General features: G+C 68.6%; 21 protein-coding genes. 8 read left to right on the forward strand and 13 right to left on the reverse strand.

The window, feature by feature from the left end:
* Positions 1–27 precede the first annotated feature (27 nt).
* The 7 genes from EDC64_RS10805 to dapE form a co-directional block, all read right to left on the reverse strand.
* A complete protein-coding gene (locus EDC64_RS10805; protein WP_165933720.1) occupies positions 28–3,027 on the reverse strand; it encodes an autotransporter domain-containing protein in 3,000 nt (999 codons plus the stop codon).
* Between the two features lie 219 nt (positions 3,028–3,246).
* Complete coding sequence (locus EDC64_RS10810; protein WP_132031293.1) at positions 3,247–4,575, reverse strand: AmpG family muropeptide MFS transporter; 1,329 nt, start codon at positions 4,573–4,575, stop codon at positions 3,247–3,249.
* 28 nt (positions 4,576–4,603) lie between these two features.
* The gene (locus EDC64_RS10815) at positions 4,604–5,278 is read right to left on the reverse strand and encodes a response regulator transcription factor (RefSeq protein WP_132031294.1); all 675 of its coding nucleotides are present in this window, start codon (positions 5,276–5,278) and stop codon (positions 4,604–4,606) included.
* Positions 5,279–5,373: 95 nt separating this feature from the next.
* Positions 5,374–5,832 (reverse strand): secondary thiamine-phosphate synthase enzyme YjbQ, encoded by a 459-nt coding sequence (locus EDC64_RS10820; RefSeq protein WP_132031295.1) that lies wholly within the window; start codon positions 5,830–5,832, stop codon positions 5,374–5,376.
* Positions 5,833–5,837: 5 nt separating this feature from the next.
* The gene (locus EDC64_RS10825; RefSeq protein ID WP_132031351.1) at positions 5,838–6,287 is read right to left on the reverse strand and encodes a DNA polymerase III subunit chi; all 450 of its coding nucleotides are present in this window, start codon (positions 6,285–6,287) and stop codon (positions 5,838–5,840) included.
* Positions 6,288–6,324: 37 nt separating this feature from the next.
* On the reverse strand, positions 6,325–7,104 hold the full coding sequence (locus tag EDC64_RS10830) for an alpha/beta hydrolase (RefSeq protein ID WP_132031296.1): 780 nt from the start codon (positions 7,102–7,104) through the stop codon (positions 6,325–6,327).
* Positions 7,105–7,114: 10 nt separating this feature from the next.
* Positions 7,115–8,308 carry a succinyl-diaminopimelate desuccinylase gene (gene dapE, locus EDC64_RS10835; protein ID WP_132031352.1) on the reverse strand — a complete coding sequence of 398 codons (1,194 nt, stop codon included), beginning with the start codon at positions 8,306–8,308 and terminating at the stop codon, positions 7,115–7,117.
* Between the two features lie 142 nt (positions 8,309–8,450).
* Between dapE and EDC64_RS10840 the strand changes: the two genes are divergently transcribed.
* The 3 genes from EDC64_RS10840 (at position 8,451) to EDC64_RS10850 (ending at position 13,359) form a co-directional block, all read left to right on the forward strand.
* Complete coding sequence (locus EDC64_RS10840; protein WP_132031297.1) at positions 8,451–10,961, forward strand: DUF3772 domain-containing protein; 2,511 nt, start codon at positions 8,451–8,453, stop codon at positions 10,959–10,961.
* Positions 10,962–11,166: 205 nt separating this feature from the next.
* Positions 11,167–11,670 carry a CAP domain-containing protein gene (locus tag EDC64_RS10845; RefSeq protein ID WP_132031298.1) on the forward strand — a complete coding sequence of 168 codons (504 nt, stop codon included), beginning with the start codon at positions 11,167–11,169 and terminating at the stop codon, positions 11,668–11,670.
* Positions 11,671–11,751: 81 nt separating this feature from the next.
* Positions 11,752–13,359: an AMP-binding protein gene (locus tag EDC64_RS10850; protein WP_132031299.1), complete on the forward strand. Its 1,608-nt coding sequence runs from the start codon at positions 11,752–11,754 to the stop codon at positions 13,357–13,359.
* Here EDC64_RS10850 and EDC64_RS10855 read toward each other — a convergent pair whose 3' ends face one another.
* The 3 genes from EDC64_RS10855 to EDC64_RS10865 form a co-directional block, all read right to left on the reverse strand.
* The gene (locus EDC64_RS10855) at positions 13,360–13,872 is read right to left on the reverse strand and encodes a queuosine precursor transporter (protein WP_132031300.1); all 513 of its coding nucleotides are present in this window, start codon (positions 13,870–13,872) and stop codon (positions 13,360–13,362) included. It abuts the gene before it with no gap.
* A gap of 67 nt (positions 13,873–13,939) precedes the next feature.
* Positions 13,940–14,248, reverse strand: coding sequence for a 50S ribosomal protein L28 (rpmB, locus tag EDC64_RS10860; RefSeq protein WP_132031301.1), 309 nt, complete (start codon positions 14,246–14,248; stop codon positions 13,940–13,942).
* 160 nt (positions 14,249–14,408) lie between these two features.
* A complete protein-coding gene (locus EDC64_RS10865) occupies positions 14,409–15,164 on the reverse strand; it encodes an SDR family oxidoreductase (RefSeq protein ID WP_132031302.1) in 756 nt (251 codons plus the stop codon).
* A gap of 109 nt (positions 15,165–15,273) precedes the next feature.
* Between EDC64_RS10865 and EDC64_RS10870 the strand changes: the two genes are divergently transcribed.
* Positions 15,274–15,915 carry a TetR/AcrR family transcriptional regulator gene (locus EDC64_RS10870; protein WP_132031303.1) on the forward strand — a complete coding sequence of 214 codons (642 nt, stop codon included), beginning with the start codon at positions 15,274–15,276 and terminating at the stop codon, positions 15,913–15,915.
* Here the strand turns inward: EDC64_RS10870 and EDC64_RS10875 are convergent.
* Entirely contained in the window at positions 15,863–16,771 is a 909-nt protein-coding gene (locus tag EDC64_RS10875) for a LysR family transcriptional regulator (protein WP_132031304.1), read from the reverse strand. The genes EDC64_RS10870 and EDC64_RS10875 overlap by 53 nt on opposite strands.
* A gap of 112 nt (positions 16,772–16,883) precedes the next feature.
* On the opposite strand from EDC64_RS10875, the gene EDC64_RS10880 reads away from it, so the two are divergent.
* Genes EDC64_RS10880 through mmsB form a run of 4 tightly spaced genes read left to right on the forward strand, consistent with a single transcriptional unit; the run spans position 16,884 to position 20,827 of the window.
* Complete coding sequence (locus EDC64_RS10880) at positions 16,884–18,380, forward strand: CoA-acylating methylmalonate-semialdehyde dehydrogenase (RefSeq protein ID WP_132031305.1); 1,497 nt, start codon at positions 16,884–16,886, stop codon at positions 18,378–18,380.
* Positions 18,381–18,400: 20 nt separating this feature from the next.
* The gene (locus tag EDC64_RS10885; protein WP_132031306.1) at positions 18,401–18,778 is read left to right on the forward strand and encodes a type II toxin-antitoxin system VapC family toxin; all 378 of its coding nucleotides are present in this window, start codon (positions 18,401–18,403) and stop codon (positions 18,776–18,778) included.
* A gap of 1 nt (position 18,779) precedes the next feature.
* Positions 18,780–19,922, forward strand: coding sequence for an isobutyryl-CoA dehydrogenase (locus EDC64_RS10890; protein ID WP_132031307.1), 1,143 nt, complete (start codon positions 18,780–18,782; stop codon positions 19,920–19,922).
* A complete protein-coding gene (gene mmsB / locus EDC64_RS10895) occupies positions 19,919–20,827 on the forward strand; it encodes a 3-hydroxyisobutyrate dehydrogenase (protein WP_245504655.1) in 909 nt (302 codons plus the stop codon). The genes EDC64_RS10890 and mmsB overlap by 4 nt, the downstream gene beginning before the upstream one ends.
* Before the next feature lie 27 nt (positions 20,828–20,854).
* Here mmsB and EDC64_RS10900 read toward each other — a convergent pair whose 3' ends face one another.
* Entirely contained in the window at positions 20,855–21,925 is a 1,071-nt protein-coding gene (locus EDC64_RS10900) for a CobW family GTP-binding protein (RefSeq protein WP_132031309.1), read from the reverse strand.
* A 76-nt stretch (positions 21,926–22,001) separates the two neighbouring features.
* Positions 22,002–22,967, reverse strand: a complete 966-nt coding sequence (locus tag EDC64_RS10905) for a metal ABC transporter substrate-binding protein (RefSeq protein WP_132031310.1) — start codon at positions 22,965–22,967, stop codon at positions 22,002–22,004.
* Positions 22,968–22,975: the final 8 nt, after the last annotated feature.

Consider the following 22,975-nt stretch of genomic DNA (forward strand, 5'->3'; position numbering starts at 1 on the left):
CTGCGGCCGCGCCCGCCAGCCGCCGCCTCAGAAGGCCACGGTCAGCCGGCCCTGGACGGCGTTGTTCTGGGTCTCGGCGGCGAGCTGGCCGGTATAGGAGACCCCGAGCCGCGCATTGGCGGTGATCAGCCAGTCGAGGCCGAGGCCGAGCAGCGCGGTGTCGCGGGCGACCGGGGCGCCGGTGACGGAAAATGCCGGACCGCCGCTCACCGCGAAACGCTCGGTGATCCCGGGATCGAGATCGCCGAAGGCATGCTGCCAGGCGAGGCTGCCGCGGATCGCCAGCATCGCCGTCCCGGCGGTGAAGTCCTGGCTGACCCGCGCGCCGAGGGTGGTGAGGACATTGTCCTGGGTCAGGCCGCCGGAGGTGAGGGCGGCGGAGCCGCCGGTCTCGGTGAAGCCGTCGAGATCGAGGCGGACATAAGCGAGGCCCGCGAACGGTTCGAGCAGAACGCCGCCGGGCGCCTTCACCCCATAGGCCACTTCGCCGAACACCTGCCCGGTGCCGCCGTCCTGGTCGGCGCTCAGGCTCTGATAGAGGTTGGGAAGGGCGACGCCGCGCGAGGTTGAAATGTCGTGCCAGGTGTAGCTGGCGGCATAGCGCAGCGTCACCGGCCCCATCCGGTTGGCGCCGTAGAGCGCCAGGTCGTAATTGTCGCTGTCGCCGGAGCCGGAGACCGCATCGGTGGAGAAGGCGGTCTGGCTGTAGCCGCCGGCAAGGCCGACCCGCCAGCCGGGCGCCACTTCGCTGTCGAAGCCGCCGAGGAAGCCGCCGACCGAGCTGGTCACGGCGGAGGCGGCGCCGCCGCTGACGCTGCCCCAGCCGCCATAGCCCTGCCCCCAGGCGGTGAAGCCGCCGATTTTGGCCGCGGGGGCGGCGGGCGCCGCCGCATAGGAGAGCGGGGCGAGCGCGGCCGTCGCGCCGCCCTCCGCCTCGCCGAGCCGATTGGTGAGGGTCTGGCGCAGATAGGTCGACTGGGCGGCCAGCACCGAGCCGGTGGCGGCGTGGATCTCGCCGGTCAGGCTCGCCAGCGCGGCCGGTGCGCCGGCGGCCGTCAGGGTGACGGCGGATTGGAGCACCGGGCTCGCATACGGCATAAAGGCCACGGCCAGGCCCGCGGCATTGGCATTGGGCGTTCCGCCGGCCGTGGCAAAGGCGGCGACGTTGGGCGCCACGCTGGCGCGGACCTGCGTGCCCGCCACCGCGACCGAACCGGTGAGGAAGGGGCCGCCGGTCTGCACCGAGGAGAAGGCGCCGGACACCCCACCGGCCGAGGTGATGACCGTATAGGTTCCGAGCGCGGACGGACCGCCATCTTCCGCCACCAGAACCAGCGCGCCGTCGAGGCCGGTGGCCCCCGTGACGACGATCTGGTCGCTGGCGCCGGCGCTGCCGGTCTCCGCCACATAGACCGACCCGGCGGTCAGGTTCAGATTGCCGCCGACCGTCAGGGTGCCGATGGAGAAGCCCGGCTGCAGCAGGCCGGCATTCGTGAGGGTGCCGCCGATGCGGCCGGTGCCGGACAGGCTGCCGGAATTGGTGAGAGCGCCGCCGACGGAACCGGTGCTGACGAAGGCGCCCGCACGCCCGATCGTGACGTTCCCGGCCAGCGACCCGGTCAGAGCGAGCGTGCCCCCCTGCACCGACGTCTCGCCGGCATAGCTGTTGTCGCCGGCGAGCAGGAGCGTGCCCGTCCCGTGCTTGATCAGGCCGCCGGCACCGCGGATATCGTTGCTCCAGATGTCGAAGGCGTTGAGCCCGCCTTTGGCGGCGTCCATCGTGACGGTGACCGTCTCGGCGAAGGCGCCGTAGCCGCCCGCCGCCGCATAGGGATTGATGCGCGCCCAGCCGGAGCCGTTGTCCAGCGGCACGCCGGAGGGCAGTTCGGTGCTGGCGATCACGTCGCGGATCTGCGCGTCGGAGAGATAGGGGAAGCGGGTGCGGAACAGCAGTTCGGCATTCTCCGGCACCACGGGCGCGCGCGTCGTGTCGCCCACCGCCGGCAGGCCGTAGGTCAGATACCAGGTGGACTGGTCGCGCGCGGCCCGGTACGTGGCCGCGCTCGGCACCGCGCCGGAGGCGAGGCACGCCGTCAGATTGGCGCCGCAGGCGGCATAGACCGGCGTGACGGCACTGCCGCCGAGCGCCGCCGTCAGGGCCAGGCGATTGGCCTCGAACGCGGCGGTATAGCCCGACGCATAATTGGGATCGTCGCGCATCAGCTGGGTGAGGGTCTCCAGCGCGACGATGCGCCCGCCGATCACGTCGAGGGCATAATGCATGCCCAGAATGTTGCGGCTCAGCCCGTATTGCTGGGCGGACGCGAACATGTCCTGCCAATAGGTCGGCAGGAGCATGCCGTAATACATGCCGGTGATGAAGCCGCGCATGGAATGCCCGCTGGCGAAGGCGGATTCGCCGACATTCTCCGACCATTCCTCCTGCTGGATCGCGACCGCCGCATCCGGTGTGGTCGCTGTGGTCCAGGGATGGTCGCCGATCGCGGGCAGCGCCACGAACGGGCGCGGATTGCCGACGATGGCGTCGGTGGCGTGATAGGCGGTCTTATAGATGTCCAGCGTCTGGTAATAATCCTTCACGGCGCCGGACCGGACCGTGCCCGTCGTCCCCCACAGATCGGCGAGGATCGTGCCAGGCATGGTTTCGTCGAGCGCCCATGTCACCATCTGGGCGCTGATCGGCGTGTCGGCCATGTGCCAGAGATGGGCGGTGATGCTGCCGAGGGGCTTGCCGGGGACGTTCACCGCATTCTCGGCCGCCGTCGCGCGCTGCGCCGCGGTCGAGGTGGCATAGATCTGCGTGGTCACGGCCGCGCTCCGCTGCAGCAGCGCCAGACCCTCGGCGGATTGCAGCAGCGTGCCGAAAGTGGACGTGACGGCGATCTGGTTCGCCACCTGAGCCGCCACGCAGGCGTCCGTCTTGCAGAAGCTGGCTTGCGCCAGAGCCGGCCGCGCCGCGACCAGACCCGCGAGCGACACCCCCGCCGCCAAGGCGAAGACCGTCATTCGGACGCGGCTCGACCGCGCCCGTTCCATACAAGCTGACATGATGCCCCCACGCGCCAACCCGGCGGCCGGCGCGCCGACCCGGAGAGGCCGCGGTGCACGGGCTTCGGGATCGGCGGCGCCGATCACGCGCCGCGCGCGCCGATCGCGCGCCCCCCATTCCTGGCCCATTTCTGTAACAAGACGACGATGGCCGCCCCGTAGCGCGGCGCGTCGGCTCTACAGCCCGACGAAATGGCGCCGGGCCTGGAGATAGAAGAGGATCAGCAGCCCGGGAATGCCGGCGAGCGCGGTGATGGCGAAGAAGATCGCCCAGCCGGTCTCTTCGGCCAGGAATCCCCCGCCGGAAGCGAGCACGGTGCGCCCGACCGCGGTCAAGGCGGTGAGCAGCGCATATTGCGTCGCGGTGTGCGCCCGCGCGCCGCACAAAGCGGAGAGATAGGCGACGAACACCACGGTGCCGATCGCGCCGCAGAAATTCTCGACGATGATCGCGCCGGTCAGAAAGGGCACGTTGACGCCGACCATCGCCTGCGCGGAAAAGGCGAGGTTCGAGGTCATTTGGAGGATGCCGCCGATCCACAGGCAGGTGACGAGCGGCAGCGCGCGGGCGAGCGCGCCCCCAGCGAAGCCGCCGGCCAAGGCGGCGGCGAGGCCGACGCCCTTCACGATCGCCGCATAGGTCGCCTTGTCGAAGCCGAGCGCGATCACGAACGGCGCGGTCAGCACCCCGGCGAAGGCGTCGCTGAATTTGTAGAGCAGCACGAACAGCAGAACCGTCACGGCCTCCCGGCGGGAGAGGAATTCCGCGAACGCGCCATAGGCGGTCTTGAAGACCCGGACGAGGGCGCCCTCCCCCGCGCCGTCGCGGCGCGGCGGCGCCTCCGGCTCGCGCGCGGCCAAGGTCGCCGTCATGCCCACCAGCATGAAGCCGGCGGCGGCGAGATAGCCCCAGGTCCAGGCCGCCGCGCGGTCGACGCCCAGAGCCTCGATCCCGGCGACGATGGCGATGACGCCGGCCCCGGAGGCCAGCATGCCGATCCGGTAGGCCGCGACATAGCCGGCCATGCCCGCCGCCTGCTCGGACGTGTCGAGCCGCTCGACGCGGAAGGCGTCGACCACGATGTCCTGCGTCGCCGAGACGGCGGCGAGCAGCACCGCGCCCAGCGCCACCACGACCGGCGCGCGGGCCGGATCCTGGAAGCCGAGGAACAGGATCGCGGCAACGAGCGCGATCTGGGTGGCGAGCAGCCAGCCGCGGCGCCGGCCGAGCCAGCGCGACAGAACCGGCACGTCGATCGCGTCGACCACCGGCGCCCACAGGAATTTCAGCGTGTAGGGCAGGCCGACCAGCGCGAACAGGCCGATCGTGCCGAGATTGACCCCCGATTCGGTCATCCAGACCGATAGGGTCGTGCCGGTCAGGGCCAGCGGCAGCCCCGACGAGAAGCCGAGCAGGATCACCACCAGCACGCTGGGGCGCAGATAGACGGTCAGCGCCTCCCATGCCGGCGCGCGCGGCCCGCGCTCCGAAAGCCGTTCGCTCATCCGGTCCCTTCCTGCACGCCGATCCCGCTCATGCCTGCGAATTGGTCCACAGGCCGGTCTCGACCTTGGAGACCGCGATCACCGCCTGGGTGCGGCTCTCGACGCCGAGCTTCTGGAGGATGGCGGAGACGTGCGCCTTCACCGTCGCCTCGGAGACCGACAATTCATAGGCGATCTGCTTGTTGAGGCGGCCTTCCGACAGCATCATCAGAACCCGCACCTGCTGCGGCGTCAGGGTGGCGAGGCGGGCGATCACCGCATCGGTCTCGGCATCGCCCTTGCCCGCGAGATTGACGTCGGAAGGCACCCAGGTTCCGCCGGCCAGGACGGCGGCCACCGCCTCGCGCATGCCGGCGACCGGAAGGGTCTTGGGAATGAAGCCGGAGGCGCCGAGATCGAGGCAGCGGCGGATCACCGCCGGCTCCTCGTTGCCGGAGACCACCACGACGGGCAGAGCGCCGTATTGGGCACGCAGAAAGAGCAGGCCGGAAAAGCCCCGCGCGCCGGGCATGGTCAGATCGAGCAAAACGAGGTCGAAATCCGCCTCCTGCTCCAGCAGCGCGTGGACTTCGTCGAAGGTTCCGACCTCGACGATCTCGCTGGCGGGATAGAGCGCGCTTACGGCCTCGCGCAGCGCGCCGCGAAACAGCGGGTGGTCATCGGCGATCAGAAGCCGGACGACATTTGCAGTCCCATCAGCCACGAACGCTCTCCCGCATCGGACATCCGCCGGCCCCGCCGCGACGAATCGTCCACGTTCATTGTCCGCCCCGCCCCGCGAGGTGGCAAGCGGGAGGCTCAGCGCGCGCCGCTTCCGCAATAGCACAGGACGACCTCGCGTTGATGCGGGCGCGTGCGGTGCTCCACGAGATAGATCGCCTGCCAGGTGCCGAGCCGCAGGCGTCCCGCGCGCACCGGGATGGCGAGCGCGCTGTCGGTGAGCATGGTGCGCACATGGGCCGGCATGTCGTCGGGCCCCTCCAGATCATGGACCCAGCCGGACCCTTCCGGCGCCAGCCCCCGCAATGCGGTCAGCAGATCGGTGCGCACGTCGGGATCGGCATTTTCCTGGATCACCAGAGCGGCCGAGGTATGCCGGCAGAACAGATGCGCCATGCCGGTGTCCGCGCCGGCCTCGGCCAGGAAGGCGGCGACCTCGCGGGTCAGATCGGTAAAGCCTTCGCCCGGCGTCTCGACGGTCAGCAGCGCCTCGACATGGCGCGTCACCGCCACGCCGTGCGTGCGCCCGCGCGTCATCCGGCTCACGCCTTCTTGACCCACCGGCCGCCCTCGTCCTGCTGCCAATAAGTGAGCGCATGGCCGGCGGCCCGCGCCGCCTTCCAGGTCTCGCGGGCGGCGGCGACCGCCTCGGCGTCGCGGCCGTCGAACATATGGACGACGCGGTCATAGGCGCCCGGCTCCGCCAGGGTCGCCCCGTCGACCATGAAGCGCACCGTCGCCCGGTTCGGGTTCGCGTCGGTGGCGGTGATGAGGATCGGCTGGCGCTCCGGCCGCGGCTGCGCATCGGTGCCGTGCGGCAGGAAGGCGGCGTCGCTATAGGTCCACAGATGCGCGTCGAGCGCGTCGCGGCGCTCCGGCGAGCCGCATTGGATCACGCAGCGCCATCCCCGTTCGAGGCTCTTTTCGAGCAGGACCGGCAGCGCGTCTTCGAGCGGCCGGCGCTCCAGATGGTAGAACAGAATATCCGTCACGCCGCCGAGGGTCGCGGCGCGGCCGGCCGGCGTCAAGTCACAACAGCCCTTCGAGCGTCGCGATCAGCCGGTCGAGATCCTCCGGCCGCGACAGGCGGTGGTCGCCGTCCTTCACCAGGCTGAACACGACATCGTCCTCGGCGAGGCAGGACACCAGCTTCATCGCATGCTGCCACGGCACGTCCGTATCGCGCGCGCCCTGGAGAATGCGGACCGGGCAGCCGACCGCGAACGGCGTGCCGAGCAGCAGATGGCGCCGCCCGTCCTCGATCAGCGCGCGCGTGATGACATAGGGCTCGGCGCTGTAGTCCGAGGGCCGGGCATAGCGGCCGGTCGCCGTGATCTGGTCCTGGACCTCGGGCGCGAAGCGCGCCCACATCAGCGTCTCGGTGAAATCGGGGGCGGGGGCGATCAGCACCATGCCGGCGATGCGCGGCGCGGCGCCCTGCGCCGACGCCCGCTGCGCCAGAGCCCGGGCGAGCAGGAGCGCGATCCAGCCGCCCATCGAGGATCCGACCAGAATCTGCGGGCCTTCGGTCGCGCGGTCGAAAACGGCGCAGGCGTCTTCGAGCCAGGCGGAGATCGTGCCGTCTTCGAAGCGTCCGCCGGATTCGCCATGCCCGGAATAATCGAAGCGGACGAAGGCCTGGCCGCGCCGCGTCGCCCAATGGGCCAGGGCCTCGGCCTTGCTGCCGGCCATGTCCGACTTGAAGCCGCCGAGCCAGACCACGCCCGGCCTTTGCCCGGGGATCGCCCGCACGGCGATCGCGCGGCCATTGACATCGAGCGTGCCGAGGGTTTCCGCACCAGGGGTCATGAGGGCTCCGTCAAACCGGGGGATTGGCGAAATAGCGATCGAGGATGAGGCGGTAGATTTCCGTCAGCCGCTCCAGATCGTCCACCGCGGTCGCTTCGTTCACGCCGTGCATGGTGCGCCCCACCAGGCCGAACTCCACCACCGGGCACAGATCCTTGATGAAGCGGGCGTCCGACGTGCCGCCGGTGGTGGACAGAGCGGGGCTCCGGCCGGTCACAGTCTCGACGGCGCCGCGGACGAGGTCGACGAACGGCCCCGGCGCGGTGACGAAGCTCTCGCTCGGGCCGGGCTGGAAGGCGAGGTCGAAGCTCGCCGGCGCGGCCACCGCGGTCAGGCGGCGCAGGATCTCCGCCTGCATGGTCGGGAGGCTGAACCGGTCGTTGAAGCGCACGTTGAATTTCGCCCGCGCCTCGGCGGGAATGACGTTGAACACCGGATTGCCGACATCGACCGAGACGATTTCGAGGTTCGACGGCGGAAAATGGTCCGACCCGTGATCGAGCGGCGCTTCGATCAGACCGTTCAGCAGGCGGATCAGGCGCGGCACCGGATTGTCGGCGAGTTCGGGATAGGCGGCATGGCCCTGCTTGCCCCGCACCGTCACCGTGCCGGACAGGCTGCCGCGCCGGCCGATCTTCACCATGTCGCCGAGCGCGCCGGGATTGGTCGGCTCGCCCAGCACGCAATGGTCGATGCGGGTGCCCTGGGCCTTGAGCCGCTCGACCACCTTCACCGTGCCGTCCAGCGCGGGGCCTTCCTCGTCGCCGGTGACGAGAAAGGAGATGCTGCCGCGCGCCGGTGGCCCGGCCTGCCAGAATTGCAGCGCGGCGGCGATCGCGGCGGCGACGCCGCCCTTCATGTCGACCGCGCCGCGGCCGAACAGCAGGCCGTCCGTGCACGCGCCGGAGAACGGCCCGTGCGTCCAGAGCGCCGGATCGCCCGGCGGCACCACGTCGACATGGCCGGCGAAGCAGAGATTCGGCCCGCTCTCGCCGATCTGTGCGTAGAGATTCGCGATCGGCGGTCCGGCGCTGGCGCTCGAAAAGCGGTCGATCCGGAAGCCGGCGGCGGCCAGAACGGCGGCGACGAAGTCGACCGCTTCGGCCGAATCCGGCGTGACCGAGGGGATTTTGAGGAGCGCCCGGGCCAATTCCACGGCATCGGTGCCCTCGGGAAGGGGTTCGCTCTTGACGGATGGGGGCATGCTCATGGAGTTAGGCTTCCGCTTCGTCTTGCGACCTTTTAGTTCGCTTTCGCGAAGGATGGAAACCGTCGGCCGACAGGGTCCGTGGCGGCGCCGAACCGGCGGGCCCCCGGCCGCGCGACGCCGCCTCCGGAGGGGTGCCATGGTCCGTTCGCTCGCGTCCGTCCGCCGGGCTCTGCTCCTGCTCCTGATGCTGCTCGTTCTTGGCGGCGGCTGGAACGGCAGCGCGCTCGTCTCGGGCGCCGCGGCACAAGATGCCCCGGCCGCGGCGCTGGACCCGATCCAGGCGTCCCGCGAGCGGATCGAGGCGACGCGCTCGGCGCTGAACAGCCTGGAAGGCTCGCTTTCGGTCCAGGGCCTGCGCGGCAACGATCTCGACGATCTGAAAGGACGCCTGGAGCCGGTCCGCCGCGAACTCCAGCAGCGAATCGACGAACTGGCCCCGCGTTTGGCCTCGGCCAAGGTGCGGCTCCAGGAACTCGGACCCGTCCCCGCCGCCGGCGCCCCGCCGGAAGAGGCCGCGCCGGCCGCGGTCCGCGCGCAGATCACCGGCCAGATCGCCCAGATCGAAGGCCTGGTGAAGCAATATGTCGCCCTCGTGGGCCGCGCCAACCACATCTCGGACGAGATCGCCGGGCGGCGGCGCGCTCTGTTCGCCGACCAGGTGCTCGACCGGTCCTACAGCGTGCTCGATCCCGATCTGTGGACCGCCGCCGCCGCCGCGTTCAAGATCGAGCTGCGCGCATTGCGCTATCTCGCCACCGACTGGCTCGCCTTCGCCGCCCAGCGCCATGCCGCCTGGGTGCTGTGGTCGGTCGGCCTCGGCTCCCTCGCCGTGGGGGCGCTGGTCTACGGCGCCGGCTGGATTCTGCGCCGCCGCCTGCGGTCGCCGCCGCCGCCGGACGGGGCGAGCTATGGCCGGCTGCGCTGCGCGCTGGAAGCCTTGAAAATCGCCGTCCTGGACGCGCTCATCGCACCGCTCGCGGTGCTCAGCGGCTATCTTTTCCTCACCGCCTTCGGCCTCGTGCCGCCGCGGGCGGCGGAGGTGCTGCAAGGCGCCCTGGTCGCCACCTTCATTCTCGGCGTCGGCCACGCGGTGGGCCGTGCGATGCTGGCCCCGAACGAGCCGTGGCGCCGCCTGCCGGTCATCTCCGACCGCGCCGCCGTGATCGGCTACCGCTATTATACCTGGACAGTCCTCAGCCTCGCCATCGCCGCCTTCCTCAACACCATGCACCGGGCTCTGTTCAGCCCGGTCGCGCTCACCGTGGCGACCAGCGCGATCATGGCGCTGTTCATCGGCGGCTTCGTCGCCCGCAGCCTGATCGTGCTCGCGCGCTCGGCGAGCGACGAGGACGAGGACAGCCAGACCGACGGGCCGAGCGGCACCCTGCGTCTGCTGCAGCCGCTGCGGCTGGTGATCTGGCTGGTCCTGGGCGGCATCATCGTCGCGCTCGCCGCCGGCTATGTCAGCCTCGCCGCCTTCGTCGCCGCGCGGATCCTCGTGGTCACCACGGTGCTGGCCGGGCTCTATCTGCTCAACGCGCTGGTCGACGCCTTCTTTGCCGGGCTGCGGCCCGATACCCACCACGCCAAGATCGTCTCCAAGACGCTGGGCCTGCGGCCGAACCGGCTGGACCTGATCGGCGTCGTGATCGCCGCTCTGCTGAAGCTCGCTCTGCTCGCCTCGGCGGCGCTCCTGGTGGCGGGAAGCTGGGGCACGTCGACCGCCGACATCCTCGACACCGTCGAGCGCGCCACGTTCGGGATCCGGATCGGCAACACCACGATCACGCTGTGGAATGTGGTCTATGCCCTTCTTCTGCTGCTGATCGGCATCTTTCTCGCCCGGTCGCTGCAGCGCTGGATCTCCGGCAAGCTGCTGCCCCGCACCGACCTGGAGCCGAGCCTCCAGACCTCGATCTCCACCGTGGTCGGCTATGTCGGGATGATCATCGTCATCGCGGTGGCGATGAGCGAGGTCGGCCTCAATCTCGAAAACGTCGCGCTTGTGGCCGGCGCGCTGTCGGTCGGCATCGGCTTCGGCCTCCAGTCGATCGTCTCGAACTTCGTGTCCGGCCTGATCCTTCTGGCCGAGCGGCCGATCCGGGTCGGCGACACGATCAACGTCAAGGGCGAGGAGGGCTATGTCCGGCGCATCAGCGTGCGCTCGACCGAGATCGAGACCTTCGAGCGCTCCACGGTGATCGTGCCGAATTCCGATCTGATCACCGGGATGGTCAAGAACTTCACCCATTCCAACACCACCGGCCGCGTCATCGTCGCCATCAACACCACCTATGACGCGGACGTGGACGAGGTGCGGGACATCCTGGTGGGATGCGCCTGCGATCATCCCCAGGTGCTCCAGAGCCCGCCGCCCCGGGTCTTCCTCTCGAAGCTCCTCGAGGGCGGAATGGGGTTCGAGCTGCGCTGCGTGGTGGCGAACGTGGATTACGGCCTGACCGTGAAGAGCGACCTGCACGTCTCGATCCTGACCCGCTTCCGCAAGGCCGGGGTCGGCATCGCCTGCCAGCCCTGGGCGTCGCTGGCCCGCGCGCCGAGCGACCTCGTGCCGCGTCCCCCGCCGCCCGACGGATCGGCGCAGGGCGCAGCGGAAGGGTCTGCGGGGGGGTCTGCGGGGATCGGATAGGCGTCCGCCGGCGCATTTTCGGGCGGCACCGTAATTCGGGGCCGGGATGCGGTGTTTCGCGCCGTGTTCGGGCCGGAACGGGCCCCGTTACGCGATCGTTACGGCCGGTCCGCGCGCGGTGCGCAGCGCCGTGCCGCACCCCGTGCTAACCCTTCCTCAACCCGCCGGGCCTCTGATGGCCTCCCTTGCGTTCCTCGAGGCTGCCATGCGCTCTGCCCCCCTCCTCCTCCTTCTCGCCTTCGCGCTCGCCGCCTGCGGAACCGCCAATGTGGAGACCAAGCCGGCCTTCTACGACGACCTCGGCAAAAGCGGCCAGCCGGTCGATCCCGATGCCGCCGCGTCGATCCTGAACGCCTATCGGTCCACCCGTGGCCTCTCCCAGCTCGCCGTGGACCCCGCTTTGTCTCGCGTCGCGCAGGACCAGGCGAATGCCATGGCCGCCGCCGACACCCTGTCCCACGAGGTCGGCGGCCGCACCTTCGTCGCGCGCATGAAGGCCTCCGGCTTCGACCCCAAGATCGCCGTCGAGAATGTCGGCGCCGGCTACCGGACGCTCGCCGAGGCGTTCTCCGGCTGGCGGGATTCTCCCCCGCATAACAAGAACATGCTGACCCCGGGCGTGACCCGGATGGGGATTGCGACGGCCTTTGCGCCGAAGTCCAAATACAAGGTCTATTGGGCCCTGGTGCTCGCCCAGCCGGAAAAATAGCCGGCACCCGTGCACTGCACAAAAAGTTGGACGCGCTGCATCAGCGCGTTTACGGTGCATCCTGCCTAAGCCTTAAGCAGGATGAGGGAATTGCTGGAGAGGTCCGCGTATCAACAGGCCCGTGCCCAGTTCCGCTGGCAGATCCCGGCCCGCTACAACATGGCGGTTCATGCCTGCGACGCCTGGGCCGCACGGGACCCTGACCGCCCCGCTTTGTTCGTCATGCAGGACGGTCGGCCCCGTCCGATCCCGTATGGCGGCCTGGCCCGCGCCTCGAACCGGCTCGCCGCCTCGCTCGCGACCCGCGGCATTTCCGCCGGAGACCGGGTGGCGCTGCTGGCGCCGCAATCGCCCGAGATCCTGGTCGCCCATCTCGCAATCTACAAGCTGAACGCCGTCGCGGTGCCGCTGGCCGCGGTGTTCGGGACCGAGGCCATCGCCTACCGGCTCGCCGATTCCGGCGCCAAAGCCCTGATCACAGACGCTGCCGGGATCGCTAAGCTGCTGCCGGAACACGGTCTTTCGCTGATCGTGTGTCTCGACGGCGCCGCCGGCGGCATCGAAAGTTTCGCCGGCCTGGTCGCGGAAGGCAGCGCCGCCCCGCTGCCGGTGTCGAGCGGCCCGGACGATCCCGCCTTGATGATCTACACGTCCGGAACCACGGGACGCCCCAAGGGCGCCCTTCACGGCCACCGCGTGCTGCTCGCCCATGTCGCGGGGCAGAGCTTCACCCACGATTTTCCGCCGCATCCCGGCGACCGCATGTGGACCCCCTCCGACTGGGCCTGGGCGGGGGGCCTCCTGAATACCGTGCTCCCGGCTTTGGCCCATGGCGTTCCGGTGGTGGTCCAGCCCCCGGGCAAGTTCGACCCGGAAGCCGCCTTCGCGCTGCTGGCCGCAGCACAGGTCCGCAACGTCTTCATCCCGCCGACCGCCTTGAAAATGATGCGGTCCGTCGCCCGGCCGCGCGAACGTTTCGGCTTCGATCTGCGGACCGTCGGCTCCGCGGGCGAGGCGCTCGGCGCGGAAACCTTCGCCTGGGGCCGCGAGGCGCTCGGTGTGCCGGTCAACGAATTCTACGGCCAGACCGAATGCAATTACGTCATCGGCTCCAGCGCGGCATTGGGCGTCTCGCGGGCCGGAGCGACGGGCAAGACCGTGCCCGGGCACGAGGTCGCCATCCTCCGTCCGGACGGCAGCGCCTGCGCCCCGGGCGAAATGGGCCAGATCGCCGTGCGAGCGCCGGACCCGGTCATGTTCCTCGGCTATTGGAATCGACCGGAGGCGACGGCGGAAAAATTCGCAGGCGGCTACATGCTGACCGGCGATGTCGCCAGCAAGGACGAGGACGGCTACATCCACTTTCAAGGCCGCGACGACGACATCATCACCTCGGCCGGCTATCGCATCGGCCCGACCGAGATCGAAGACGTCATCCTGCGCCACCCTTCCGTGGCGCTCGCGGCGGTGATCGGGAAGCCGGACGCCGTGCGCACCGAGATCGTCAAGGCGTTCCTGGTTCTGAAGCCGGGCGTCACGCCGTCGCCGGAGATCGAGGCGGAGATTCAGGCTCTGGTGCGGACAAGGCTTGCCGGCTACGAATATCCGCGGGAATTCGCCTATCTCGACCAGCTCCCCCTCACCTCCACCGGCAAGGTCATCCGCCGCGACTTGCGGGCGCGCGGCTGATCAGGCGCGGGCGGCCGGCTGCCAGACCGGCATGCGGGCGATGAGGAATCGGTACGGGCCGAGAAACACCCCCACCATCAGCACCTTCACCGCATAATCGCAGAGCGCCCAGCTGCGCCAGGGCAGGCCGGTGCCGGCAAAAGCGAGCGAGAAGAAGAGAACGGTGTCGAGGGCGCTCGACACGAAGCCGGACGCCAGAGGCGGCATCCACCACGCCCGCTGGCGCAGCCGGCTGAACACTGCGACGTCGAGCAATTGCGCGGCGAGAAAGGCCGAACCCGAGGCCAGAGCGATGCGCGGCGAGGCAAAAATTGCCGAAAGGACAACCGCCAGGGCAAAGCCGGCATAGACCACCCGGCGGGTGCGCGCGGGCCCGAGACGCCGATTGGTCAGGTCGTTCACCAGGAAGGTGAACGGATAGGTGAAGGCGCCCCAGGTGAGGTAATCGGCAAGGCCGAACGGCGCAAACGGGTACTGGACCAAAATATTGGCCGCGAGCACCGTGGCGCACATGCAGAAAACCGCGAGCGCGAACGCCCGCGGTTCGGATTTCAGAAGAAGCTGTGGCGATGCCACGGCGTCACGCGGCCGGAGCGGCCTCGGCGGCGGCGGCAACGGCCTTCGCAATCTGGCGCTTCAGATCGCGCGCGACCGGCGACAGCTCTTCCTCGCGGGCCTTCTTCAGGAAGGCATCGAGGCCGCCGCGATGGTCGACGCTCTTCAGCGCATTGGCGCTGATGCGCAGCTTCACGGACTTGTTCAACATCTCGCTCTGCAGCGTGACATTGCACAGGTTCGGGAGAAACCGGCGCTTGGTCTTGCGGTTGGAATGGCTCACGAGATGGCCACTCATAACCGCCTTGCCGGTCAGGTCGCACCGCCGGGACATGGCAGAAGTCCTTCAGATTTGTGTCTCGCGGGCGACGCCGTGCGGAGCCGGAGACGGCCCTTCGTCAACCACCCGTCGTGTCGGGAAGGCGCTCGTATAAGCGGGGTGGCGCGCCGCGTCAAGTTGCGCGCCACCCGCCTGATCCCGGCCGTCGGGCGTCTCAGGCGTTGAGACCACCGTCCACGGTGAAGCCGGCGCCGGTAATCTGCCGGCCCGAGGGTCCTGCGAGGAAGGCGACCATGTCCGCGATGTCCTGCGCGGTGCCGAATTCTTGCCGCGCCATGCCGGCCAGCATCGCATCCTTCATTGGACCGTCCGCCGGATTCATGTCGGTGTCGGTGGGACCGGGATGCACCACGTTCACGGTGATGTTCCGGGGCGCGAGATCGCGCGCGAGCCCCTTGGTCAGCGCGATCATGGCCGACTTGCTCATGGCATAGATGCTGATGCCGGGCATGGTCACGCGCTCGGCGAGGCAACTGCCCATATTGATGATGCGGCCGCCCTCCGACAGCAGAGGGATGGCCGCCTGCGTCGTCAGAACGACGCCTCTGATGTTGACGTTGAGGACGGCATCGATGTCCTCAAGACTCATCGCCTCGAGCGGGCCGCCCCGCGCGACGCCGGCATTGTTCACGAGAATATCGAGGCCGCCAAAGGCTTTGGCGGCCTGCTGCACCGCTTCGCGGGCGGCGGCGGCGTCTGCGCTGTCGGCCTTGATGGCCAGCCCCTTGCGCCCCAGCCCCTCGATGGCGCGCACCACATCCGCGGCGCGGTCGGCGGAACGCTCATAGGTGATCGCGACATCCGCGCCGGCTGCCGCCAGGGTCTTCGCAACCGCCGCCCCTATTCCCCGGCTCGCGCCGGTGACAAGCGCGCGCTTTCCGGCCAAGGCCGATTTACCGTTCGTCTCCATGACACGCTCCAGGTCTGATTTACTTAATGATCGATACATAATTTTGTTTACAGATCCGCGTCAAGAGATTAATTTAGGATTCGATACATAATTCGGGATGTCGGCTTCCATGGCGCCACGCGGACGACCTCGGGCCTTCGATCGCGAGGCCGCGCTAGGCGCCGCGATGGAGCTGTTCTGGCTGAAAGGCTACACCGCGACGTCGCTGACCGAATTGTGCGGCGCGATGGGCATCAATGCCCCGAGCCTGTACGCCGCCTTCGGCAGCAAGGAGGCGCTTTATCAGTCCGCCCTCGCTTTCTATGCCGAGCGCGCGACCCCGCTCATCTGGGGACGGCTCGATGAGATCCCGACCGCGCGGGCGGCCATCGCGGACATGCTGATGGCGTCCGCCGCCGCCCTTCCCGGTGGCGCGAAGCCGGCCGGCTGCATGGTCACGCTCTCGAATGTCGGACAGGAAGGCGAAGGCCGCCTCGGCGCTTTGGTGCAGAAGGCACGCAGCGACGGGCTGGCTCTCGTGGCCGCCCGCATCGCACGGGCCATCGCGGAGGGCGAACTGCCCGCATCCGTCGACGCCGAAAGCCTGGCGCGCTTTTACACCTGCGTGCAGCAGGGCATGTCGATCCAGGCGCGCGACGGGGCGAGCCGGGCCGAACTCGAAGCGATCGCCCGTACCGCAATGGCGGCCTGGCCGGGCGTCACCTCGCCGGAAGAAGCACGCTCCGCGCCTCTTGCGCCTCTTGTGCGATGAAGTCCGCCGCCACGCGCACCCGTGCGAGCGTGCGCGTGTCGGCATGGGTGATGAGCCAGAAGGTGCGCGTCAATTCGACCTCGCCGGCGAGAACCGGGGCCAGGCCGGGTTCGGCATCGGCCATGAAGCAGGGCAGGATCGCCAGCCCGGCGCCGGCGCGCGCCGCCATGAACTGCGCCACCAGGCTGGAGCTCTTTACGCGCGGGCGCAGATCCTTGGAGACCAAGGGCAGATAATCGAGCTCCGGCGCATAGAGCAGTTCGTCGACATAGGAGATGAAGGTGTGGCGCGCCAGCGTCGCCCTGTTTTCGACCGGCCCGTGCGCGGCGAGATAGGACGGCGCGGCATAAAGGCCGAGACGGTAGTCCGTCAATTTCTTGGCATGGAGCCGACCCTGGTTCGGACGGCTCAGCGAGATCGCAATGTCGGCCTCGCGCTTGGTTAGGTTGAACAGGCGGGGCATGGCGAGGAATTGCACCTCGAGGGCCGGATGCTGCGCCGCGAGGCGCCCCATGCGCGGCGCGAGAAAGAAGGTCCCGAACCCATCGGGCGCGCCGATCCGCACGGTGCCCGCCGCGCCGAGATCGGCCCCACCGATCTCCTGGCGCGCCGCCGAGGCCAGCGTCTCCATCGCTTCCGCCGAGACGAGCAGCCGCTCTCCCGGCGCGGTGAGCACATAGCCGCCCGGCTGACGGTCGAACAGCTTCGCCCCGAGCATGCGCTCCAGCGCGCCGATGCGGCGGCCGACGGTGGAATGCTCGACGCCGAGCTGGCGCGCGGCCAGCGTGAGCTTCCCCGCCCGCGCGACGGCAAGGAAGAAGCGCAAATCGGACCATTCGAAATCCGTCGCCGTCATGGAGATTTACGCACACTCACCGTGCAAGAATTGATCTGGATGTGCAGAAAACCATAGGCCATTGTGCCGGCCAACGGAAAATCAACCGAAACGCCCTCAGGGAGACGCCACAATGCGCGAGATCGGCCATTTCATCGGCGGCAAGCACGTGCCCGGCACGTCCGGCCGGCATTCCGACGTCTTCCAGCCTATGACCGGCGAAGTGGTGGCGCGTGTCGCCCTCGCCTCCTCGGAGGAGGTGCGGGCCGCGATCGAGAATGCCGCTGCCGCACAACCGGCCTGGGCCGCGACCAATCCGCAGCGGCGCGCCCGCGTGATGATGAAGTTCCTCGAATTGGTCCAGCGCGACTATGACGCGCTCGCCGAGCTTCTCGCCCGCGAGCACGGCAAGACCATTCCCGACGCCAAAGGGGACATCCAGCGCGGTCTCGAAGTCATCGAATTCGCCTGCGGCGTGCCGCACCTCCTGAAGGGCGAGTTCACCGACGGCGCGGGCCCGGGCATCGACGTCTATTCGATGCGCCAGCCGCTCGGCGTGGTGGCGGGGATCACCCCGTTCAATTTCCCGGCCATGATCCCGATGTGGAAGTTCGGTCCGGCCATCGCCTGCGGCAATGCCTTCATCCTGAAACCGTCCGAGCGCGATCCCGGCGTGCCCATGCGGCTCGCCGAACTGATGATGGAAGCCGGCCTGCCGGCGGGCATCCTCAATGTGGTGAACGGCGACAAGGTCGCGGTCGACGGCATTCTCGACGATCCCGACATCCAGGCCGTCGGCTTCGTCGGCTCCTCCGCCATCGCCCAATACATCTATGCGCGGGCGGCGGCGACGGGGAAGCGCTGCCAGGGCTTCGGCGGGGCCAAGAACCACATGATCGTCATGCCCGACGCCGACATGGACCAGGCCGTCGATGCGCTGATCGGCGCCGGCTACGGCTCGGCCGGCGAGCGCTGCATGGCGATTTCCGTCGCCGTGCCCGTGGGCGAAGCGGCGGCGGAAAGGCTGATGGAAAAGCTGATCCCCCGCGTCGAGGGCCTGAAGATCGGCCCCTCCACCGACGTCACCGCCGATTTCGGCCCCCTCGTCACCCGCGAGGCGCTCGCGCGCGTCACCGATTATGTGGATATCGGCGTCAAGGAAGGCGCGAAGCTGGTGGTCGACGGGCGCGGCTTCAAGCTCCAGGGCTATGAGAACGGCTTCTATATGGGCGGCTGCCTGTTCGACCATGTGACGCCCGACATGCGCATCTACAAGGAAGAGATCTTCGGCCCGGTCCTCTCCGTGGTGCGGGCCAAGGATTACAAGGAGGCGCTGCGGCTCCCCACCGAGCACGAATACGGCAATGGCGTCGCCATCTTCACCCGCGACGGCGATGCCGCCCGTGACTTCGCCTCCAAGGTGAATGTCGGCATGGTCGGCATCAATGTGCCGATCCCGGTGCCGATCGCCTACCACACCTTCGGCGGCTGGAAACGCTCGGGCTTCGGCGACCTCAACCAGCACGGCCCGGACGGCATCCGCTTCTATACCAAGACCAAGACCGTCACCTCGCGCTGGCCATCCGGCGTGAAGGACGGCGCGGAGTTCGTCATCCCCACCATGGGGTGATCTTCTTGCGGACGGGTCTCGTGGAGGAAGACACAACGCTCGCCGAATCATTGGCTTCGTCTGGTCACGACCTCATCGCGCCATCGCTGATTCAGACCGAGGTGGCCAACGCCCTTTGGAAGAAGAAGCGCAAAGGAGCCATCGACCTGGAGGGTGCGCAGCGGGTCTGTGACCACCTTCCCGGCTTCTTCAAGGAGCTGATCGCCGTGGAACCGCTGCTGCAGCACGCCATCACACTGTCCTTCGCATACGATCACACAATCTATGATTGCATCTATCTGAGCCTCGCCCATCGCAGGAAATGCCCGCTGGTGACGGCGGACCGCCGCCTGGCCGACAAGGTGCAGGGCCACCCTTTGACACCCAAAGTCCTTCACCTCTCCCAATGGCAGCCTTGAGATGTTCGAGCTCTCCGAGGACCAAGTCGCGATCAGGGACATGGCGCGGGATTTCGCCCGCGCGGAGATCGCGCCTCATGCCGGGCAATGGGACGAGGAACAGGTGTTCCCCATCCCCACCTTCCGCGCCGCCGCCGCGCTCGGCATGGGCGGGATCTATGTGCGCGAGGATGTCGGGGGATCGGGCCTGACCCGGCTGGACGCGGCGCTGATCTTCGAGGCGCTCGCCACCGGCTGCCCAGCCACCTCCGCCTTCCTGTCCATCCACAACATGGCCGCCTGGATGATCGACCGGTTCGGCGGAGACGAACTGCGCCGCCGCCTGCTGCCGAAGCTCTGCACCATGGAGCACATCGCCGCCTATTGCCTGACCGAGCCCGGCGCCGGCTCGGACGCCGCGGCCCTGAAGACCCGCGCGGTGCGGGACGGCGACCATTATGTCCTCGACGGCCAGAAGCAGTTCATTTCCGGTGCCGGCGCCGCCGACCTGTATGTCGTGATGGCGCGGACCGGCGGACCGGGCGCCGGCGGGGTCTCCGCGATCGTCGTGGAAGCGGGAACGCCGGGCCTCTCCTTCGGCGCCAACGAGAAGAAAATGGGCTGGAAGGTGCAGCCGACCCGCGCGGTGATCTTCGAGACTTGCCGCGTGCCGGTCGCGAACCGCATCGGCGCCGAGGGCGACGGCTTCCGCTTCGCGATGGCGGGGCTCGACGGCGGCCGCCTCAACATCGCCGCCTGCTCGCTCGGCGGCGCCCAGGCCGCCTTCGACAAGGCCGTCGCCTATCTCGGCGCCCGCACGGCCTTCGGCAAGACGCTCAACGCCTTCCAGGCGCTGCAATTCCGCCTCGCCGACATGGAGACCGAGCTGGAAGTGGCGCGCACCTTCCTCTGGCGCGCCGCCGCCGCGTTGGACAAAGCGGACCCGCAGGCGACGCGGCTCTGCGCGATGGCCAAGCGGCACGTCACCGATGCCGGCTTCGAGGTCGCGAACCAGGCGCTGCAATTGCATGGCGGCTACGGCTATCTCGCCGATTACGGGATCGAGAAGATCGTGCGCGATCTGCGCGTGCACCAGATCCTGGAAGGCACCAACGAAATCATGCGGGTAATCATCGCGCGCGCGCTGGTCGAACGGAAAAACTGAAATCAAATCAAGGGGAGGCGTTCATGGCCAAAATCGGCTTCATCGGGCTCGGAAACATGGGCGCACCCATGGCGGCCAACCTCGCCAAGGCGGGGCACGCGGTGATCGGGTTCGACCTTTCGCCTGCTGCGCTGGAGGCCGCGCGGGCCAAGGGCGTCGCGATCGCGGCCACCGCCGCCGAGGCGGTCGCGGATGCGGAGATCGTCGTCACCATGCTGCCCAGCGGCAAGCATGTGATGGCGGTCACGCCGGAACTGTTCGCCGCCGCACAACCGGGGACGCTGTTCATCGACAGTTCCACCATCGACGTCGCCTCGGCCCGCGCCTTCCATGACGCGGCGGTGGCCGCCGGCCATGCGAGCCTCGACGCCCCGGTCTCCGGCGGCGTGGGCGGGGCGGAGGCCGCCACGCTGACCTTCATGTGCGGCGGCGCCGCGGCGGCCTTCGCCACGGCCGAACCGATCCTCGCGGCAATGGGCAAGAAGATCGTCCATTGCGGCGAGGCCGGCGCCGGACAGGCGGCGAAGATCTGCAACAATATGATCCTCGGCATCTCCATGATCGGGGTGTGCGAGGCCTTCGTGCTGGCCGAAAAGCTCGGCCTGTCGCATCAGGCGCTCTATGACGTCGCCTCGACCTCATCGGGACAATGCTGGTCGCTGACCACCTATTGCCCGGTGCCCGGCCCGGTGCCGGCGAGCCCGGCCAACCGGGATTACCGGCCGGGATTTTCCGCCGCTTTGATGCTGAAGGATCTGAAGCTGTCGCAGGAGGCGGCGGAGCAGGCCGGCGCACCGACCGCGCTCGGCGCCGCCGCGACCGCGCTCTATGCCGCGTTCGAGGCCGACGGCCATGCCGGAAAAGACTTTTCCGGCATCATCGAATGGGTGCGCACCCGAACCTGACAAGCGCCGCGCGGGCGGCGAAGCCGATCAGGCGGCGCAGGCGAGAAAGCCTTGCTCGAGCTTGGGCGCGTCGAGATGGCGGCCGATGAAGACGATGCGGCTCAGCCGCTCCTCGTCGGGCTTCCATGGGCGCTGGTGGTCCCCGTCCAGGATCATGTGGACGCCCTGGAAGACGAAGCGCAGCGGGTCGTCCTTGAACGACAGGATGCCCTTGGACCGCAGAATGTTCACCCCCTCGCGGGCGACCAGCTCCTGGACCCAGGGGAAGAATTTGTCGGGGTCCAAAGGCTGCTCCACGGCGAAGGAGACCGACTGCATCTCCTCGTCGTGATAGTGCTTCAGCCCGCCCGCGTGCTGTGCGTGGTCATGGTGGCTGTGATCATGCCCGTGGGCGTGATCGTGGTCACAGCCGCAATCCGGCCCATGCGCATGATGATGATGCTCGTCCTCCTCCAGGAAGGCGGGTTCGAGCGCGAGGATGCGGTCGAGATCGAACGCCCCCTGGTTCAGGACCTTGTCGATCGCGACCGCGGACTTCTGCGTGCGGTGCAGCCGGGCATAGGGGTTGATGGCGCGGATGCGGCCTTCGACCTCGGCAAGCTCGGCCGGGGTGACGAGGTCGGTCTTGTTGAGGAGGATCACGTCGGCAAAGGCGATCTGGTTCTTCGCCTCGGGCGCGTCCTTCAGCCGGTCGGTCAGCCATTTGGCGTCGGCGACCGTCACGACGGCGTCGAGCTTGACGCGCGCACCCATCTCCTCGTCGACGAAGAAGGTCTGGGCGACGGGCGCGGGATCGGCAAGGCCCGTGGTCTCGACGATGATGCCGTCGAACCCGCCTTTGCGGCGCATCAATCCGTCGATGATGCGGATCAGGTCGCCGCGCACCGTGCAGCAGACGCAGCCATTGTTCATCTCGAACACTTCCTCGTCGGCGCCCACGACGAGGTCGTTGTCGATGCCGATCTCGCCGAACTCGTTGACGATGACGGCGAATTTTTTGCCGTGCGGCTCGGAGAGGATGCGGTTGAGCAAAGTGGTCTTTCCCGCGCCGAGATAGCCGGTGAGCACGGTGACGGGGATCTTCTGGGTCTCAGACATGGGACACTCCGGGCGGACGTCGGCCCCGCTCCGGACCAGCCGGAAACGGGGCCGATAAGACGTGACGCAAAGCGGATCAGCTGGTCAGCGCACCCGACAGCTCCCGCACATTGCTGCGCATCATGTCGATGTAGGTAGGCGCCGGGCCTTTGTCATCCGAGAGCGCATCCGAATAGAGCGTGCCGCCGACCTTCGCACCGCTTTCCTTGGCGATCCGATCCACCAGCTTGGGATTTGTGACGTTCTCGAGGAACACCGCCGGCACCTTCTGCGCCTTGATCTGGCGGATGATGCGGCCGACATCCTTGGCCGAGGCCTCGGTCTCGGTCGAGACCCCCTCGGGCGCGAGCAGCTTCACGCCATAGGCGTCGCCGAAATAGCCGAAGGCATCGTGGGAGGTGATGATGATGCGCCGATCCGCCGGAATAGCGGCGATCGCCGCCTTGACCTGCGCATCGAGCGCGTCGAGCTTGGCGAGATAGGCGGCGGCATTGGCGTCGTAGACCGTGGTGCCCGCGGGGTCGGCGGCATTCAGGGCATCTCGGATATTGGTCACATAGATCTTGGCATTGGCGATCGACTGCCAGGCATGCGGGTCGATCGGCCCGTGATCATGGGCGTGCGCCTTGCTCTTGTGTTTATGCCCGTGATCGTCGTCCTCCTGCGGTTCGCTCGCCGTGCGCTCGCGCGGGCTGATCCCCTTCGTCGCCACGATCACTTTGGCCTTCGAGCCGGAGGCCTTGATCAGCCGGTCGATCCAGCCTTCGAACCCGAGCCCGTTGACGAAGACGAGCTTGGCGGCCGCCACTTTCTTCGCGTCGGCGGGGGTCGGTTGATAGACATGGCTGTCGCCGTTGGGGCCGACGATCGTCGTCAGCGCGATGCGGTCGCCACCGACATTCCTCACAAAATCGCCGAGGATCGAGAAGGAAGCGACGACCGGGACCTTGTCTTGCGGGGCCGGAGCGGACGGCTGGGCCAGGCCCGGGCCGCTGGCGAGGGCCAGCGCGGCGGCGGCGAGGAGGATACGGCGGGAAAGCATGACTTTCT

The organism is Aquabacter spiritensis (assembly GCF_004346185.1).
Lineage (GTDB): Bacteria > Pseudomonadota > Alphaproteobacteria > Rhizobiales > Xanthobacteraceae > Aquabacter > Aquabacter spiritensis.